The sequence below is a fragment of the Glutamicibacter sp. MNS18 genome, assembly GCF_026107515.2.
GTDB lineage: Bacteria > Actinomycetota > Actinomycetes > Actinomycetales > Micrococcaceae > Glutamicibacter.
In genome coordinates, this window is sequence record NZ_JAPCHW010000005.1 from 266,570 (window position 1) to 284,796 (window position 18,227).

Here is an 18,227-nt window from a genome sequence, read left to right on the forward strand (position 1 = left end):
AGCTCAGCGAAGTACCAGAGGCAAGGAGGCGAATCCGCTGCCGGGATAGTGCGCGTTGACCGGTGCCATGCCGGCGACCTGCGAGATGGAGGTCGTGTGAGTAAGCAGTTCCTCCACCAACACCCGGAGCTCCAATCTGGCCAGCGGTGCCCCCGGACAGTAATGTATGCCAGCACCGTATAACAGGTTCAAGGCTGGATCGCGATCCAGCCGGATCTCATCAGGATCACCGAAAACAGTTTCATCCCGGTTGGCCGAGGCCCACACGACGGTGACACGCTGGTTCTCCGGGATGCGGTGTCCGGCGACTTCCGCCCCACCCGTGGTGATCCGCCGATTGGCAATCAGCGGGGCGTGGGCGCGCAGCACCTCGTCATTGGCCACGCCAATCAGACCCGGCTCGCCGCGTAACCGGCTGGCCAGCTCCGGGTTCGTGGCCAGCTGGTGGATCAGGATTCCCACGCTGGCGGCAATGGTGCCCAGTTCCCCGACAGTCCAATTGCGCAACAGGCTGATCAGCTCCATATCGGTCAGCGGCCGACCGTACACCTGTTCCTTGAGCAACCGGGTGGTCAGATCCTGGGGTGCGGCCTGACCGGCAGCCCTGCGCTCGGCCAGCAGCCGCCGGATGTAGCCGTCGAATTCCACCGCAATGGCCTTCATGGCCGGGCGGTCCTGTGCCAGGGTGGCCACCCGGTTCTTCTCGGTCCAGGCCCGCAGGGGTTCTTCCAACGACGCGGGCCACCCCAGGAAAGCGCTCTGGACCCTGAGTGCGTAGAGCTCGGCGAGGGATTCGATGATGTCGATGGCGCGTCCCCGGGGCAAGGCATCAAGAAGACCGACGGCGATCTTCCGGCAGACCGGTTCGAACTTATCCATCAGCTCATCGGTGAAGTACTTGTCGTTGATGGCGCGGTATTCGGTGTGCTCCGGCGGATCCATGCCGTTGGGAACAGTCAGCCGGTGGGATACCGCATTGCTGAAGATGTCCGGGTCGTTCAGGACCCGCAAGGCATCGGCATGTCCGAGAATCGAATACCCGAGGAACTCGCTGTGCACGATGGGGCATTGCGCGCGCAATCCGTCGTAGGCACTGATCTGATCCTCCAAAACCTCGGGATCACGGGGATCCCAGTTCGGTATGGATGTAGCGCACATGTTCGCTCCCGCCCGGTGACGACCTGGATGAGTGTCAGGCTATGCGGTTAATCCGCCAAAGGACAGGGGTAATCGTCAGGAGTCGGGGAAACGGAACCGGAAGTTACGAATTCGGGGTCGGATCCCCGGCATTGATGTTCTCGTTCAGGCGGTGCAGCAGATCGGTGAACCGCTGGACGTCATCCGCGCTCCACTCGTTCAAGCGGTCATGCAATCGCTGGCGTACGGCTTGTCCGCTGCTCACCCAGGCTTCACGTGCCATATCGGTGATCGACACCAGCTGCGCCCGGCCATCGCTGGGATCAGTGACACGGCTGATCAGTCCCTGGCCTTCGAGCTGCTTGACCAGCCGGGAGATGGTGGCCTTGTCCAGCTGCAGGGACTCAGCCAGGTAACCTTGCTGCTGCGCGTCTTCGCGAATCAGGATCGAAAGGATCCGATACCCCGGCGCCTGGAGATCAGGGTGGATCTCCTTGGCCCGGCGCAGCAAGGTCTGCCGGGCGTGCAACAGGACGGCGGTGAACTCGTTTTCGAGCGCATTGAGCAAGTGTTCATCGTGCATGAGACCAAGTGTAGTTTTCCGCGGGAACATTCACGAGTTGGAGACGTGACGCGACGCTACGGGGCCGCGGTCTTGGCATCCTGTTTGGGGATGAGGACCTGCTTGACGATGAGGATGATGGACGCTGTGATCGGGACGGCAACCAGGGCGCCGAGCAGGCCCAGCAGGGTGCCTCCGACCAGCGCACCGATCACCACCAATGCCCCGGGCACGGCCACACTGCGGTTCATGATCTTCGGGGTGAGCAGGTAGGCCTCGAGCTGCATGTAGATGAAGTAGACGATCGCGAAGACCAATGCGTCGGTCGGGGAGTGGAACAGCGCCACCACGGTTCCAATGCCCCAGAACAAGACGGTACCGATCAATGGAATCAGGGTGATGAAGAATGCCGTGACTGCCATCAGTGGCGGGAACGCCAGGCCCAGGATCATGGACAGGAGCCCCACGAGGATCGAATTCATCAGCGCGAGGATCGTCATGCCGCCCAGGTAGTCGCCCACCGAATGGCAGATCTGCTCGACCAGGCTCGCGGTCTGCCGGCGTTCGTAGGCGGGGAGCAGCCGGACCAGCCAGCTTTTCATGGTCTCCAGCGAGGCCAGGAAGTACAGGCTGAGTACCAGGACGATCAACGCCCCGGAAAGCACATTGCCGATACCGATCCCCACCTGCAGGGCACCACCGGTCAAGGCCAGCAGGTTCTGCGGGTCGCTCACAAAACCGGAAACTGTTGCCAATGCGTCCGAAGCCTGGTCGCCGTAGTTCTCGGTGACCCATAGAAAGGCATCCGAGGTTTGGAAATCCGTGATGATTTGTGGAATGGATCCGATAAAGCTCGTCAGTTGCTGGACCACCACGGGTGAGATGAGCAGCGTCAGTCCGGTGACCAGCAGAAGGAAGGTGGCATAGACCAGTCCGATACCCAAAGGTCGTTTCAGGCCGCGGCGCTGCAACCAGCGGACCAACGGATCCAGTCCCAAGGCAATGAAAATCGCCAAGGCCACATACATCAGGATCGTTGAGATCCTGCCCAGGGTGAAGGCGAATCCCAGTGCGGTTAGCCCGCCGAGGGTGATGAACAGGCCCAGCATGAACGGACGTGAAACGGTTGCCTGCAGCGGCGAGGAACCGGTGCGAGGAACCTCGGCCGGTTCGGGGTCCGGCAGTGACAGTTCTTTTGACGCCTCAGTTGAGACCACATCGGAAGCCGCGGGAGGGACTGGCTCATTTTCTTTGCTCATTGCGAGGGCCTTCCAACTCGGTCAACAAGGTGACGGCCTGGTGACCACTGCCAACACGTTCCCTGGTGGGAATGGATCGACCGGTTGCCATCAAAACGAACAGTAGCACGCATGTCAGAGCGCAAAGCAATAGGTCGTTGCCGAGAGATGAGGATGGGTTGCAGGATCCCGGAAAATCGCAGCCATGGCCTACACGAGGGATCGGACCCAGTTACGTTCTCCTTGCATCTATCACTTGTCCGGACGTTTCGATCCCCGTTGGTGCGGCGTCAGGCCTTGGCGCTGGATTCCAATTGCGCCATGACTTCCATCTGCTCGATGACCAGCCTGATGGCCTCCGGCTGCTCATCCGGCGGGTATCCGTTCAGAATGAGCAGCCGCTTGACCTGGGAACGCAACTTGGCGCGTACGTCCTCCCGGACGGTCCAATCGGTGCGCACATCACGGCGCATGACCTGAACCAGCTGGCGCGCGATTTCCGCGAGCACGCCCTCACCCTGGATCTCGACGGCGGACTCGTTCTGGGTGATGGCGTCGTAGAAGGTGAGTTCGGCATAGTCCAGCGGAGGTGAGAACCGTTGCCCGCGGTTGGCCTCCTTCAGCGCTTCCTTTGCCAACTCCAGGAGCTCGGCGATGATCTCGGCGCTGGTGAGCTGCTGGTTGGTGTACTTGTTCATCAGCTCGGTGATGCGATCGGAGAAGGCTCGCTGGCGGATCGTGTTGTTGCGGGTGGACTTCATCGATTCGTCGGCCACCAGCTTGCGCAGGGCTTCGATGGCCAACTGGGGGTTGCGGGCTTTCTGGGCCTTGGCGATGAACTCGGGGGTCAGATCGTCCAAGGAGGGCTTGGGCATACCGGCCGCGTCGTAGATATCCAATACCTCGCCGGTGGCATCAGTGGCGGTGGCGATCAGCTGTCCGAGCATCCGCTGGATCTCCTCGGGTACCGGTTCACCGCGGGACTGCCGATCCTGGGCATCGTATTTGCCCATCCAGACCCGGACTTCCTCGTAGAACTGGATTTCCGGACGTAGCTGCTCCAACTGGCCGGATCCGGTGCAGAGCGCCCATGCTCGGGCAAGACGTCCGGCAACCTCGCGGTAGCGGACCGCCAAGGGCTGGGCGCCGTCCGCGTCAGGCGCATTGCCCGGTGTGGTGGAGTCGCGCAGGTAGTTCACCGCTCCGGTCGAGGCATTCAGGAACGCCTTGGGGCCGGGCTTTGACAGTACTGCACGCCAGTCGTAGCCGACCAATATCCCGCGTAGCTGGGACACCAGGTCAACGGCCAGCGATACCGCTTCGTCGATGTTCTTGCCCATGGGCTTGTGCGTACGGTCGCTCTGCGAGTACTCGGCCAGGGCTTTGGAAAGGTTTTCGGCCAGTGGGGCGTAGGCCACCAACAGCCCTTCGCTCTTGCCCCTGAAGGTGCGGTTGACCCGGGCCAGTGTCTGCATCAGCAGTGCACCCTTCAACGGCCTGTCCAGGTACAGGGTGTGCAAAGGGGGTGCATCGAAGCCGGTGAGCATCATGTCCTTGACGATCACCAGTTCCAGCTCGTCTTCCGGGTTCTTCAGGCGTTCCTTGATGACGTTGTTCTCGGAATCCCGGCGGACATGATCGGAGATCGGCGGTGCATCGGAGGCGGTACCGGAATAGACCACCTTGATCTTGCCCCGGTCGATGTCCTCCGCATGCCAGTCCGGACGCATGGTGATGATGGCGGAGTAGAGGTTGGCACAGATTTCCCGGGTACCGCCCACGATCATGGCCTTGCCGTAGGTCGGGGAGCCTGCCGTGTCGGCGATGAACGGGGCCACGGCGTCACGACGTGTTTCCCAATGGGAAATCAGGTCCCTAGCCAGTTCACCAAGACGTTCGGGGGCACCGTAGACGGCGTTAACTACGGCCACGGATTGTTCAATCCGGGCACGCTCGGTGTCATCCAATCCCAGCGTGGCCTCGTCCGCGGCCGCGTCCAGGTCCTCCTGGGTCATCCCCTCGGCCATGCGAACCTTGATCAGGCGGGGTTCGAAGTGCACCGGTACCGTGGCACCGTCTTCAACGGCACGTGACAGGTCGTAGATATCAATGTAGTCGCCGAAGACGTCCCGGGTGTTGCGGTCGTCAAAGGAAATCGGGGTACCGGTGAAGGCGATCAAGGTGGCGTTGGGGAGGGCATCACGCAGGTGGCGTGCGTAGCCGTCCAGATCGTCATAGTGGCTGCGGTGTGCCTCGTCCACGATGACAATGATATTCCGTCGGTCGCTGAGCAATGGATGCTCGGCCCCGGCATCCTTCTCGGCCTTGCTGCGTCCGAACTTCTGCAGCGTGGTGAAATAGATGCCCCCGGTGACCCGTCCGGAAAGCTCGGCACGGAGTTCCGCCCGTCGGCGGATCTGCCGAGGGGTATCAGGCAAGAGCTGGGAGCGGGCGAATCCGGAATAGAGCTGGCCATCGAGTTCGTTGCGGTCGGTGATCACTACAACCGTTGGATTCTTCAGCGCCGGGTGGCGCATGACGGCAGCGGTGTAGAGCTCCATTTCCATGGACTTGCCCGATCCCTGGGTGTGCCAGACTACGCCGGCCTTGCCATGGGATCGTACAGCCTCGACCGTGTTTCCTACGGCTTTGGTGACCGCAAAATACTGGTGCGGTTTGGCAATACGTTTAAGTAGCCCATCGCCACCGGCATCAAAGGCGGTGAAGGAACGTACCAGTTGCAGGAAGCGGGTGGGATTGTACAAACCGGTGATGGCGGTTTCGATGGGAAGCACGGCTTCTCCATCCAGAACCGCATCCAGCGGAACCGGCACACCGTCATCATCCACATTCCAGGGGGAGAAGTGGTTCAGCGGGGTGAACGGGGTACCGTACTTGGCGGAGAGCCCATCGGAGGCCAGGGTGAAGACGCAAAAGCGGAAAGCCAGAGGGAACTCACGCAGGTAAGTCTGCAGTTGGGCGTGGGCCGCGGTGACATCTGCGGTCTGCGAACCAGCCCGTTTCAGCTCCATGATGCTGATCGGCATGCCGTTGCAGTAGAGCACCACATCGAAACGTCGGCGATGCTCGCCTTGCACCAATGTGACCTGGCTGACCGCCAACCAGTCATTGTCGGTTTCCTCGGTCCCGAGAATCCGCAGCGTGGGGTTCTGCTCGGTGCCATCGGGATCCAGATAGTTGATCCGGTGGCCTTCCGTGAACATCTTGTGGATGCGGTAGTTCTCGGTGATCGCGTCCTGGGATTGCGGGGCAACGATCTCCGCCAGCGCCTGTTGCAGGTACTGCTCCGGCACGCCGGGGTTGAGCCTGCGTAGCGCGGCCAGCAGCCGGGGACGGATCAGCAGTTCGTCCCAGGATTCTCGTTCTCCTGCACCAGGGGCGATCTTCTCACCCTGTATCGGTCGCCAATTCTCGTCCCCGAGCCGCTCGAGGGCGAGCGATTCCCAATCGGCTTCGGTGAAACGGGTCTGCAATGTCATGGAGCCAAATCCTTGTTCTCAGGGAGGAGGTTAGTCAGGCGTTGTTCGATAGTTAGTAGTGGAATCGAAAGTGCACGGTTCAGACATGACCTGCGCATGCCTGAAGCCCCGTGGATGAAACGGCTCGGGTGTTTCTCGGCTGTCATGTTTCGCGGCCGGCTTCCTCATCGATCCCGGAACCTGCGAGTTCGGCTTCCAACTCATCGATGGTCGGCAGGCTGCTGGACACCTCTTCGGGCAGTGCTTCCTTGAGTTCGGTTGCCCACTCCGCCACACCGATGGGTGACTTGAAACCGCGCAATGCGTATTCGGCAACCACGGAGTTCTTGGTCTTGCACAGCAGTAGTCCGATCGTCGGTTCGTCACCCGGCTGGGCCAGCAGATCGTCAACGGCGCTCATGTACATGCCCAGTTGGCCCAGATAGCCGGGTTCGAACTTGGTTGCTTTCAGTTCGATCACGACGAATCGACGAAGGACGAAATTGTAGAAGATCATGTCAGGGAAGAACTCGTCCCCTGCCACGTCCAAGCGAATTTGACGACCGACGAATGCGAATCCGCGCCCCAGCTCCAGCAGGAAGCGTTCGACGTGTTGCAGGAGCTGGCCCTCAAGCTCTCGCTCGCTGCGCTTTTCGCTCATGGTCAGGAAATCGAAGACGTAGGGGTCCTTCAACGCTTCCTGGGCGATGCTCGACGTTAGCGGTGGGAGGGTCGCCTGGAAACTAGAGGTTGCTTGGCCGGAACGTTCGTGCAGTCGTGTTTCGATCTGGCGGACGAGGTGATTGCGGGACCAACCTTCAGCAACTGCATGATGGGCATACCAAATGCGCGTGGATTCATCGTCAAGCTTTTCAAGCAAAGCGATCTGGTGATACCACGGCAATTGTGCAGGCGGCTCTTGCACAATTGAATCTGAAGGCCACACTTCGGCGAATGAGCGCATGTATTTCAGGTTTCGAGGGGAGAATCCCTTGATACCTGGGTAACGGTCCCTGAGGTCGGCGGAGAGCCGGTCAATGACTTTGGTTCCCCACCCCTGTTCGCTCTGACGGGCGAGAATATCGTGTCCGATGTGCCAATAAGTACTTACCAGCTCCTGATTGGCAGCAAGACTGGCACGCTGTTGGTCTTGGGATATCCGTTCACTAACAGAATCAAGAAGCGTCGGATACCACAGGGGAAGGCCGGTGGCAGGCGGTGTGCTGGCAAACCGCGTGACGTCGTCGGAATCAGATGTCTTGCTTTCCGAAGCCATGCCACTTGTCCTCCCCCTTGTAAAGCAACCTCTAACTAGAACTTATCCCATGCTACGGACAAAATCGTGACCGGTTACACGACGGATTCAACCAGCGATTCGACTTCCTTGACACGGAGTTTGCCCGACATGAGGTGGGGAAGGAGGGTATCGCGGGTCGTGGCTAAGGAACGGTTCTCCTCGCGGAGGGAACCTAGGTACTGGAGGCTACGATCGGCCCATTCCCCGAATGCGCGAACCTCGGAGGACCCAGCAGGGGTCAAGGTGTGTCTAGCCAGATCCGCCGCAGACACTCGCTGCCTGCCAGAAGTTCCCACCAGATTCTGAATCGCGAAATCACGGAATCGCTCGCTGATGGCCATGAAGTAGGACAACCCAAGAGGAAGGTCATTCTTAGACCTTAGGACGATGAACTCAGTTGAACCGATTCCTACTTCTCCGTCGCGTAAGAAATCAACGAAAGCCGTCTTCCGGTTCTCGAGGCACGGGGTAATTCTTGCGATCAGAGTGTCTCCGTTAGTGAACCTCGCACCGCCTTTGCGTACGCCAGTATTCCACTGTTCTATCATAGGACTAGTCGTCGGTAGAGCTTGCATATCTATAATCGTGGGGTTATCGGATTTGAGATTTCGACGAGGATTGAGGTCGAAATACTCTCCTAATAAAACATAGTCATTCGAAGGCTCGGTATCGAGACCTAACTGTCGGAATCTGGCAGAACCGAGAGCTTCGATCGTGAGGGCGATCTTGTTGTTGGTAGCGATCTTGTCGTCGAGAGCACCGAGGACTTCAGCGATCTTTCCTTGTTCGTCAATTGGAGGGATCGAGAGTGACCAGTTACCCATTGTTGACAGGCCGATTCTATTGACCGTCGCTCCATGTATCGTATTTTGCTCGATCAATTGCCTAAATGCTGGGCTCAGGTAGAAGTAGAGCAAGAAACGGGGATTCACAATCTCTCGATTAGGTCGAAGTAACGCCATACGTCGGCCAAGGCATGCTTCAATTCCATCTGGCATCAATGCAGCTTCGCCAAGTCGGGTTTCGTACGAAAACAGTAGATCATCCTTCTGCGGTGTTACCCGTCGCGTCCACTTTGCGAATTCCTCAGGGGTAACGTGGTCCGATTTTTCGAGGTCAAGTCGGCCACTATTCAGACTGGAAATATTCAGAAAATATGGCCCTTCATTGACGCGCTGAGGAGTCGCGTGTGGTCCGTCGAATGTGGTTCCGAGGTCGGCCCAAGTGAGGTGAATGTTCGTCATCACGAAACTCTCCCCAACTGCTCGCGTACAACCGCCGCCAACCGCTCAGATTCCTCAAGCTGTTCGAATAGTTCCTTCTTCAGCCGTGCAATCTTCTCCTCGATCGGTTCGCCGTCGTCCTCAACCTCGGCCGCGCCGACGTAGCGTCCCGGGGTGAGCGCATAGTCTGCCTCCTTGATTTCCGCCAAGGTTGCCGAATAGCAGAAGCCAGCCTCGTCTAGGTATTCTTTGCCGTCCGCTGACGCACTGCCACGCCACGCATGGTACGTGTCAGCGATCTTCGCGATGTCCTCATCGCTTAGCGCACGTTCAGCGCGGTCGATCATGTAACCGAGGTTTCTGGCATCAATGAACAGTACCTGGCCTGTGCGGTCCACCGAACCCTGTTCACCTGCGCTCTTGTCCTTGGTGAAGAACCAGGTGCACACCGGGATTCCCGTGGAACGGAAGAGTTGGGTAGGCAGTGCGACCATGCAGGAAACCAGATCCGCCTCCACAATCTCGGCACGGATCTGTCCTTCGCCACCGGAGTTCGAGGACATGGAACCGTTGGCCATGACAACACCGGCGGTACCACCCGGTGCAAGTTTAGAGAGAATATGCTGGATCCAGGCATAGTTGGCGTTGTTTTTCGGGGGTACCCCGTAACGCCATCGCGGATCGGCTTCGTTCCTGGCCCAATCCTTGATGTTGAAGGGTGGGTTGGCCATGATGTAGTCGGCCTGCATCTCCGGATGCTGGTCACGGGCGAAGGTATCACCCCACCGTGGCGCCAGGTTGGCGTTCAGCCCGTGGATGGCCAGGTTCATCTTGGCCATCCGCCAAGTGCGTTCGTTGAGTTCCTGCCCGTAGACGGAAATCGCTGTGCGGTCCTCGTTGTGCGCGTCGAGGAACTTCTCGGTCTGTACGAACATGCCACCGGAGCCGCAGCACGGGTCATAGACCCGGCCGCTGCTTGGCTCCAGTACCTCTACCAGGACACGCACCACCCCGGCTGGGGTGTAGAACTCCCCGCCGCGTTTGCCTTCGGCGCGGGCGAACTTCTCCAGGAAGTACTCATAGACCTCGCCGAGCAGGTCTCGGGCCCGGCCTGCGCCCTGGCCGGTGAAGCGTGCGGTATTGAAGAGGTCGATCAGTTCACCCAGACGGCGCTGGTCCACTGATTCCCGGTTGAAGATACGTGGCAGGGTAGCGGCCAGGGTCGGGTTGGCGGCCATGATGGCATCCATGGCGGCGTCCACGAGCTCACCGATGTTCTTGGGTGCTTCACCGCCCGTAGCGGGCAGGCCCTTGGCGTTTTGGGCAAGGTACTCCCAGCGGGCAGTGTCGGGAACCCAGAAGACGCCACGACCGGTATATTCGTCCACATCGTCGATCAGCTGCGCGATCTGGTCCTCGGACATACCTTCGGCGGCCAATTCCTGACCGAGTTGTTCACGGCGTTCATCAAAGGCATCCGAAACGTACTTCAGGAACACCAGACCCAGAATCACGTCCTTGTACTGGGAGGCGTCCATGGATCCACGCAACTTGTCCGCGGCCTTCCACAACGTGTCCTTCAGCTCCTTCATGGTGCTGGGTACCGCTGCCTGCTTGGCCGCGGCTTTTCTTGTTGCTGCCACTAGGGCCGTCCTTCCATACTGTTCATACTTCTCATCATCTCAAGATTGCCCATGATCAATCCATTCATGAGCTGGGTTTCGACGTCCGCCAACCGCTTCAGGCGTTCTTCGGCGGCTTCCCGCTCCCGGTGAATCACGGTCAACGCCTCAGCGAGGGTATCAACCTGATCCGGGGGGACAGTGCGAACACTCCAACGCCTCCAAGGGCCGGGCTTCGAAGCGGCCATTTCCGCAGCGAGCACGGTGGGCAGTAGGCCTGTCCCTGAATTCTTACTGACCCGCAGGATGCGCGCTGGATACTGGACGGCGCTGGCACCGTGCGAATCCACCACCGCAGCTGGGGTAGGCCCAGTCCGAAAGACGATATCACCTGGTTCGGTCAGAATGGCGCGCGGGTAGTGGGCGGCCAACAGCATGGGATCCATCCGCTCGGAGGTGCCAGAAGAATCCAGGGTTTGGGCCGTCCACACACTAATTCCCGAATCACCAACACGGGATAAATCCGCATCGTCGATTCGTGTTCCGGGCAGTGTGCGAATTGATCCGTCTTCGTGCAATGAGGCCAGCGTACGGTATGGATCAGCGGACTGTCCCGCTGAACGTGAGACGACATCGAATCCCAGTGCTGGCCGTGCGATTGCTGAGGCATTGGCCGACTCAACGGCGTTTTCGAGGCGAATGAGGGATTCGGCTGCAGTGTCAGGTCTCGGTGGTATGCCCTGCTGATGCCGAGCCGCGCGCGGGATCAGACCGGAGGCCGAAGCCAGCAGCGAGCTGGTCCTCACCAGCTTGGCGAACCGGAAAGCATGTTTGTGGATGGTCTCGGGACCGCCAAGTGACGCCGCAAGATCAGTGGCTAGATCGCCCACGACGGCTTCATCCAGTGTGTACTCGGATAGATCGGCAACCATGACCCCGCGCTCGCCCAGAGGTACCGACTTCGGTTCGGGGCCAAGAGCCCACAGTCCCATGGCCTGGCGCGGCTTGGATACCATCAGTCCTTGCGGCAGCCGGATGGCGGCCCGTACGCGGCCAGAGCGAAGAGTCGCAGACCGTGTCCCTTCCAGATGGGCGGAGTCCAACCGGTCAATCAGCAACGAGGCGGGAGCAATAATTACTGCGCGGTCTGTCGGCCCAAGCTGCAAAACCAGATCGTCAATGGCCTGCAGGATGGAGACCTCGTCCATGTCGGGAGCCCCGGGCCCCGGATACTGGGCCAGATACACCACGCCCGGCGGCGCGCTATGGGGCAAAGCGGAAGAAAGATTGTCTCGTAGGGCCGTTAGGACGACTATCCGTCGCGTGGCCAGCCTGCTGAGATCCGAACCCTTTCTGGGCATCTCGGCCAGAAGGAAAGTTCCATCGGTTGATTCGCCAAGGAGCTCTGCCACGGCAACCAGCAGGTCGCTTCCCACCGGGGTGGCTTCAGCGAAGACCCGGGGTCGTCCGCTGATTTCCAGGGCAGCGGTTGCCAGCAGCTGTAATGCGTCATGGTCTAGCGCCGTTTGCGACAAGGGGGGATGTGCCAGCCGAAATCGGTCGGTGAGCAGGAATTCAAACGCCGGCACCGCACCGTATGAGGCATCGACCAACCTGTCACAGTAGCCAGCCAATGGCATTATCCGGTCACCAAGCTGCTCGATCTCGGAATAGCAGAATTCGTCATCCGGATCGATGTCGTCGGCCAGATCCAGCAACTCATCAGCATCCATGCCCGTTAATGGTTGGTCGCTAAGCGCGCGTAGCGCCAGGAGGGCCGAGACTTCTTCGAACGCCATCCGGGTCTCAATGGAGAATGCGGCAGCGTCTTCTGCCGCATGCGGGTTGTTCCCGCGTCCTGTTTCCTGCAGCCATGTCACGACCTGCCCAAGATCAAAGTAGTCCTGTGAATTCCGCTGGAATTTCGGTTCGGGGAATGGCCGCGCGCTATCCCGACTTCGTGTTCGCCAGACACTGACCACCGGACGTTGGACCTTGGCAAGCCGGGCGATATCAGCCAAGGAGAGAGCCTCGGTGAATGCCATTATCGGGGCCCTTTCTATCCGGTGATTGGTGTTCGTGCAATCAGCCTATGCAAATTGCGGACGTGTTCGTGAACACCACTGATAATACCCCTTATCAGTAGTTTTCAAGACTTCTGAAGTCGCATCCAGAAGTATGGATTTCAGATCACCACGGCCACCGACACAATGTGCTCAACGGAGTTGCGTCGGTTGCCGAAACGCTCGCAGTCATTCAGGAGGAAACCATGCAAGCTACAGGCGAAGGGCCGTACGTGCCACCGGAGTTACAGCGCAGCCGCAGGAAATCACGCTGGATGGCACCTGCCGCGATCGGCTTGGTCATTGGGGCAACCATGGGATTCGCCGGCGGTTACGGACTGGCCTCCGCTGCATCGTCCGGCAGCGGACTGGACGAAAAGGCGATCGCCGCGGCGGTGGAAAGCTGCGGGATGGATGAGGCCGGCTACAGGATTCTTGACGGCGGTAAGGCCATCCAACTCGATACCAAGGGCGAGGATTCAGGGGACGCGGGAACCGAAAACTACCTTGCCTACTACTGCATGCTCAACGAACTGGGGGTTCCGGAAACTACCCAACACAAGATGGACCGAACCCGGGCCCTTGACGGTACGCAAACGGATAGTTGGGAAGGCCATAAGGCCAGCTGGTCATACCACCCGGATAACGGTGTCCATGTCCTGATCGAAGGAGCTGACAAGAAATGAACACTGGACCGAGTGGAAGCCCGAAACCTGCCAAACGCAAGCCTTGGGGGATTGTGATTGGTGGTGTGGCGGTGGCCGGAGCGTTTGCCGGCGGCCTGCTGTTGGGCATGGAAGTGGTGGATCCCATGGAATCGGACGAGTTCCAGACCGTGCAGGCCAGCAACGGGAAGCTCATCCAGGAACGCGACCGTATCCAGGCCGACTTCGACAGCCTGGAAGCCGGAATCGCAAAGCGGGAGTCCGAGGTCGAGAAGCGTACCGATGAACTGGATGAACGCAGTGGCGAACTCGAGGAACGGGCCGAGGATCTGGCCAGCCAGGAAGAAGACGTCCTGGAGCGCGAAAAGGCCGTCGGGACCATCGAGGCCGAACAGGCCGCGAACTCGGTCGGCGACGGCGTCTGGACCGTGGGCCAGGACATCTCGGCGGGAACCTATCGGCCGAAGGAATCGGTGGGTAGCAGCTGCTACTGGGCAGTGCTCAAATCAGGGACCAACGGCCGTGACATTGCCAGCAATGGAATCCCCGGTGGTGGTCGACCTACGGTCACCGTGAAAAAGGGACAGGACTTCGAATCCAAACGCTGCGGCACGTGGGTCAAGCAGTAGCTGAACCCCTACAACCAACACTTGAATCACACATATCAAGGAGAACCCCATGACTGATACACAGATACACTCGGCCCCAATGCCCGGATACCAGCCCGCGACGCCCCAGAAATCCTTCCTGGTCACCTGGCTGCTCTCGCTCTTCCTCGGTGCCCTGGGTGTAGACCGTTTCTACCTGGGCAAGGTCGGCACCGGATTACTCAAGCTGTTCACGATTGGCGGACTGGGTATCTGGGTGCTGATTGACTTGATCATCATCCTCTGCGGCGGCATGACCGACAAATCCCGTCGTCCACTGGAAGGCTACTCCAAGCACAAGATCGTGGCCTGGATCGTGACCGTGGTCCTGTTTGCCATTGGCGGCATCAGTGGCGCGAACAGCGCCGGTAACGTGGCATCCCAGCCACCAGCATCGGCACCGGTAGCCGAAGCGCCGATCGCGGAAGCCGAGGTGGAATCGGTAGACCCCGCAGCTGAGTCGGCTGAACCTGTTGAGGAAACCGAAGCGGCACCTGTCCAGGAAGCAACCTGGCAGGAAGTTGTGACCCTGGATGGCAAATCCGATAAATCCAGTGGGATCTTTGAACTTACTGGAGCCGAAACACGGATGACCTATGACTTCCAGGGAAGTGGCGACTTCGGGATGGCTGCGGTCTACCTGTTGACCGAGGGAACCGATATCCAGGTTGATGGCGGAATCCCGGAACTCATGCTGACCGAAGATGACAGCGACGAGACGTTCTTGCATCGCACGGCAGGAAACTACTACCTGGATGTCAGCGCCGCAGGCTTCGCGGGCTGGTCCGTCACCATCGAAGAGAAGCGCTAAGTCCACGTTGCGGCAGAGGCCGGGCTTCTGCCGCAGCGTTTCAACGCCCGGGTAGCGTCACTGATATGGGGGAGAGACGTTACCCGGGTTTTTCCGGGAGCAAGGTGGGGAATCAGCCTGCCGACCGGTAGTCAGGTGCCGAGATTCCCGGCGCAGTGTTGGCCAATGCGCTACGGGCACTGAACGCATTGATGTTCGTAGTGATTTCCGTAACCCGACTGCGAAATGTCTGTAGCGAATGTCCGGAATAGTGTGGGGTGGCAATGACATTCGGCAGGGCAGAGAACCTCTGCGTGTCATCCGGTGCGCGGGATCCTTCCGGGGCATCCCACCAGACGTCCAGTGCGGCCCCGCCGATTCTGCCGGCCACGAGGGCCTCGTACAATGCATCCGGGTCCACCACCGCGCCACGTGAGACATTAACCAGCAGCGCACCGTCACGCATGGTGTGCAGCTCGGTTACGCCGATCATCCCGCGGGTATCCTCTGTAAGCGGCACGCCCAGAACCACCACGTCGCTGGTTTCGAGCAATCGGGGAAGGTGGCCCATGGGCTTGACCCATTCCAAGCCCGGTAGTGATTGATCGTCTTCGCGCGGGGTGCGCTTGACCGCAACGCAGCTGGCCCCCATCGCGGCGCACAATTCCAGGGCCTGACGGCCGATTCCACCCAGGCCCACGAAGCCGATCCTCAGCTCACGGAAGCTGCGGTGCATAGCGGTGGAGTTTTCGGTGGCCACGGACTTCCACACGCCGTTCCGTAGTTCACCGGTGACCTGCAGCAACCTGCGTTGGTGGGCGAGGATCACCATGAGCACATGTTCGGCAATCGATCGCTCATGATGGGCGGTACGTGCCACCACGGTGTCCTTGGGCAGTGAAGACAAGGCCACCCGATCGGTTCCGGAACCGGTGATATGAACCAAGGAAGCGGTGCAGCTCGCTGCCTGTTCGGCTGTGAGCCGGGAACAAACCAAGACCTGGGCGCTGGCGATTGCCGCATCCTGTTCCCGGTCGGTTTGCCCGGCAACGAAATGCCACTCGTGGTCCGGCCCCAGTTCCCGGAACAGCGGCTCCAGGCGGGAGACAATCGGGTCGGTCACCACGACCTTCAGCCCGGTCACCATCGTGGGCTCTTCAATTCGAATTCCGGATGGATGCTTTGCATGTAGCTGGTGTCATCACGTTTTTTCAACCCGCAGTCCAGGTATTGCTGGTGCAACCTGGCCAGGGCCTGCTCGTCCAGTTCCACTCCCAACCCGGGTGCGGTCGGGACCTTGACCGCGCCGTCTCTGATCTCCAGCACGCCCGGACGGATGACGTCATCCTCGGCCCGTTTCCAGGGCCAGTGGGTATCACACGCATAGTCGATATTCGAGGTGGCCGCCGCCAGCTGGATCATGGCCGCGAAACTGATGCCCAGATGGGAATTCGAATGCATGGACAGCCGCAGGTCGAAGGTCCGGGCGATACCCGCCAACAGGCGTGAGCGGGACAGCCCGCCCCAGAAATGGTGGTCCGAGAGCACCACGTCAACGGCGTGGGCCTCGATCGCCGGGGGCAGGTCGTTGAAGGACACCACGCACATATTCGTGGCGATCGGCAGGTTGATCGCTGAGCGGACCGCGGCGTTATCCGCAATGGACAGGCACGGATCCTCCAGGTATTCCAATACAGGTTCCAGGCGGTGTCCCATGCGGATCGCGGTCTCCACGGTCCATACACCATTCGGGTCGATGCGTAGCGGCATGCCGGGGAATTCGGCCCGCAGGGCCTCGATCGCCGCGGCCTCCTGGTCGGGGACGAAGACCCCGCCCTTCAGCTTCAGGGCGGTGAAACCGTACCTGTCGATCATCCGGTGGGCCTGTGCGACGATCCCGGCCGGGTCCAGGGCCTCGCCCCAGGCATCGGGTTCCGCGCCCGGGTGACCGGCCCACTTGTAGAACAGGTACCCGCTGAAATCCACAGCGTCACGCACCGCGCCGCCGAGCAGGGTGCTGACCGGGACGCCCAGCACCTTTCCCTGGATATCCAGACACGCCACGTCGAACGCGGAGAGCACCCGGTCGGTCAACGATGTGGTGGTCACCATTCCACCGGTGCCGTGGCCGCCGGTTCCCGCATCATCGACCAATGACTGCTCGACACGTGCCGCAACCTGGTTCAGGTTGAAGGCGTCGGTGCCGATCAGCAGCTTCCCGGCGCGTTCCAACCGGGCCAGGTGCGCGCTGTCCCCATAGGTTTCGCCCAACCCGTGGACTCCGCCGGAAGCGTGCACGATCACGATGGCCCGCAGCGCAAAGGGTTCATGCACCCCCACGGAATTCAATAACGGCGGATCGGCAAAGGCCACCGGCACCACCTGGACAGCGGTAATGGGGCTACGCGGAGCGTTCGTGCCCGGTAGCAGTCCGGCGGATGAGTGCTCAGACATATTCGTCCTCTTTCGCAGGCATTGTGGCTTGGGGTGTCTAGAATCACCCTAGAAGCGTTGATCGATACTGTCCAAGCCAAAGAACGCAACTAACGATTCAAGAGGTGAATTGATGTTTTCGTTGATACAGCTGGAATCCTTCGTCGCAGTGGCCGAGGAACTACATTTCGGGGCGGCGGCGGAGCGGCTGAACATGACCCAGCCGCCCTTGAGCCGGCAGATCCAGCTGCTGGAACGCGAGCTGCAAGCCAAGCTTTTTATCCGCAACTCACGCAATGTCGAACTCACTCCTGCAGGCCGTGTCCTGTTGCCCAACGCGCGCAGGCTCCTGGACCTGAGCCACAAGACCAGCCTGGAGGTCTCACGGGTGGCCAGCGGGGAGTCCGGGACGGTGGTGGTGGGCTACACGGCCGTCGCCGGGCAATCGGTCCTGCCACAACTGCTGTCCACGGCGGCACGCAAGCTTCCGCATGTCACCCTGGTGCTGCGTGAGGCCGTCTCGGTGGAGCAACTCGACGCGTTGAGCCGGGGAACCATCGATATCGGCCTGCTGCGCCCGGTCGTGAACCGTTCCGGAGTCCGAACCCATCTGGTCAAGAAGGACCGGCTGGTGGTGGCACTGCCCAAGGGCCATCACCTGGCCACCGGGAAAGGGGTGCTGATCAAGGAAATCGTTGGCCTGCCGTTGATGATGTATTCCACCAATGAGGCTCGGTATTTCTACGACCTGGTGCTCCGGCTGTTCGACTCGGTGTCGGCCAAACCGAGCATCGCCCAGATCGCCAGCCAGATCCCGGCACTGATGGCCCTGGTGGCCGCCGATCTGGGAGTATCACTGGTCCCGGCCAGCGCCATGGATTTCGCGCCACCGAATGTGGTGTTCGAGGAACTGGTGGGACCCAAGGGGCTGAAGGACCTGAATCACTCGGACATGTACCTGGCCTGGGATGACTCGTCGGCCAATCCAGCGGCGGAAACGCTGCGTATGGTGTTTCTGGAATCGATCGGCGAATCCTTTGACGAGGCCGAGACCGACAATGCATAGGGGCC

General features: G+C 60.2%; 14 protein-coding genes. 4 read left to right on the forward strand and 10 right to left on the reverse strand.

Annotated features, from left to right (window positions below):
- Window positions 1–3 precede the first annotated feature (3 nt).
- The 8 genes from OK351_RS09000 to OK351_RS09035 all read right to left on the reverse strand — a co-directional run bounded on the left by OK351_RS09000 (window position 4) and on the right by OK351_RS09035 (window position 12,603).
- A complete protein-coding gene (locus tag OK351_RS09000) occupies window positions 4–1,158 on the reverse strand; it encodes a cytochrome P450 (RefSeq protein WP_265158055.1) in 1,155 nt (384 codons plus the stop codon).
- Between the two features lie 103 nt (window positions 1,159–1,261).
- Window positions 1,262–1,720 carry a MarR family winged helix-turn-helix transcriptional regulator gene (locus OK351_RS09005; protein ID WP_265158058.1) on the reverse strand — a complete coding sequence of 153 codons (459 nt, stop codon included), beginning with the start codon at window positions 1,718–1,720 and terminating at the stop codon, window positions 1,262–1,264.
- A 56-nt stretch (window positions 1,721–1,776) separates the two neighbouring features.
- Window positions 1,777–2,958: an AI-2E family transporter gene (locus tag OK351_RS09010; RefSeq protein WP_265158061.1), complete on the reverse strand. Its 1,182-nt coding sequence runs from the start codon at window positions 2,956–2,958 to the stop codon at window positions 1,777–1,779.
- 269 nt (window positions 2,959–3,227) lie between these two features.
- Window positions 3,228–6,437 (reverse strand): type I restriction endonuclease subunit R, encoded by a 3,210-nt coding sequence (locus OK351_RS09015; protein ID WP_265158064.1) that lies wholly within the window; start codon window positions 6,435–6,437, stop codon window positions 3,228–3,230.
- Between the two features lie 142 nt (window positions 6,438–6,579).
- Window positions 6,580–7,692 (reverse strand): PDDEXK nuclease domain-containing protein, encoded by a 1,113-nt coding sequence (locus tag OK351_RS09020; protein WP_265158067.1) that lies wholly within the window; start codon window positions 7,690–7,692, stop codon window positions 6,580–6,582.
- A gap of 74 nt (window positions 7,693–7,766) precedes the next feature.
- Entirely contained in the window at window positions 7,767–8,957 is a 1,191-nt protein-coding gene (locus OK351_RS09025; RefSeq protein WP_265158384.1) for a restriction endonuclease subunit S, read from the reverse strand.
- Window positions 8,957–10,528: a class I SAM-dependent DNA methyltransferase gene (locus OK351_RS09030; protein WP_265158385.1), complete on the reverse strand. Its 1,572-nt coding sequence runs from the start codon at window positions 10,526–10,528 to the stop codon at window positions 8,957–8,959. The genes OK351_RS09025 and OK351_RS09030 overlap by 1 nt, the downstream gene beginning before the upstream one ends.
- A 50-nt stretch (window positions 10,529–10,578) precedes the next feature.
- On the reverse strand, window positions 10,579–12,603 hold the full coding sequence (locus OK351_RS09035) for a hypothetical protein (protein WP_265158069.1): 2,025 nt from the start codon (window positions 12,601–12,603) through the stop codon (window positions 10,579–10,581).
- A gap of 224 nt (window positions 12,604–12,827) precedes the next feature.
- Between OK351_RS09035 and OK351_RS09040 the strand changes: the two genes are divergently transcribed.
- Genes OK351_RS09040 through OK351_RS09050 form a run of 3 tightly spaced genes read left to right on the forward strand, consistent with a single transcriptional unit; the run spans window position 12,828 to window position 14,744 of the window.
- The gene (locus tag OK351_RS09040; protein WP_265158072.1) at window positions 12,828–13,307 is read left to right on the forward strand and encodes a hypothetical protein; all 480 of its coding nucleotides are present in this window, start codon (window positions 12,828–12,830) and stop codon (window positions 13,305–13,307) included.
- Window positions 13,304–13,915 carry a hypothetical protein gene (locus OK351_RS09045; protein ID WP_265158075.1) on the forward strand — a complete coding sequence of 204 codons (612 nt, stop codon included), beginning with the start codon at window positions 13,304–13,306 and terminating at the stop codon, window positions 13,913–13,915. Before OK351_RS09040 ends, OK351_RS09045 begins: the two co-directional genes overlap by 4 nt.
- A 49-nt stretch (window positions 13,916–13,964) precedes the next feature.
- Window positions 13,965–14,744 (forward strand): TM2 domain-containing protein, encoded by a 780-nt coding sequence (locus OK351_RS09050; RefSeq protein ID WP_265158076.1) that lies wholly within the window; start codon window positions 13,965–13,967, stop codon window positions 14,742–14,744.
- 112 nt (window positions 14,745–14,856) lie between these two features.
- Here the strand turns inward: OK351_RS09050 and OK351_RS09055 are convergent, their stop codons facing one another.
- On the reverse strand, window positions 14,857–15,870 hold the full coding sequence (locus tag OK351_RS09055; RefSeq protein WP_265158079.1) for a 2-hydroxyacid dehydrogenase: 1,014 nt from the start codon (window positions 15,868–15,870) through the stop codon (window positions 14,857–14,859).
- Window positions 15,864–17,177, reverse strand: coding sequence for an enolase C-terminal domain-like protein (locus OK351_RS09060; RefSeq protein ID WP_265158082.1), 1,314 nt, complete (start codon window positions 17,175–17,177; stop codon window positions 15,864–15,866). Before OK351_RS09060 ends, OK351_RS09055 begins: the two co-directional genes overlap by 7 nt.
- Before the next feature lie 112 nt (window positions 17,178–17,289).
- On the opposite strand from OK351_RS09060, the gene OK351_RS09065 reads away from it, so the two are divergent.
- Window positions 17,290–18,222 carry a LysR family transcriptional regulator gene (locus OK351_RS09065; RefSeq protein WP_265158085.1) on the forward strand — a complete coding sequence of 311 codons (933 nt, stop codon included), beginning with the start codon at window positions 17,290–17,292 and terminating at the stop codon, window positions 18,220–18,222.
- Window positions 18,223–18,227: the final 5 nt, after the last annotated feature.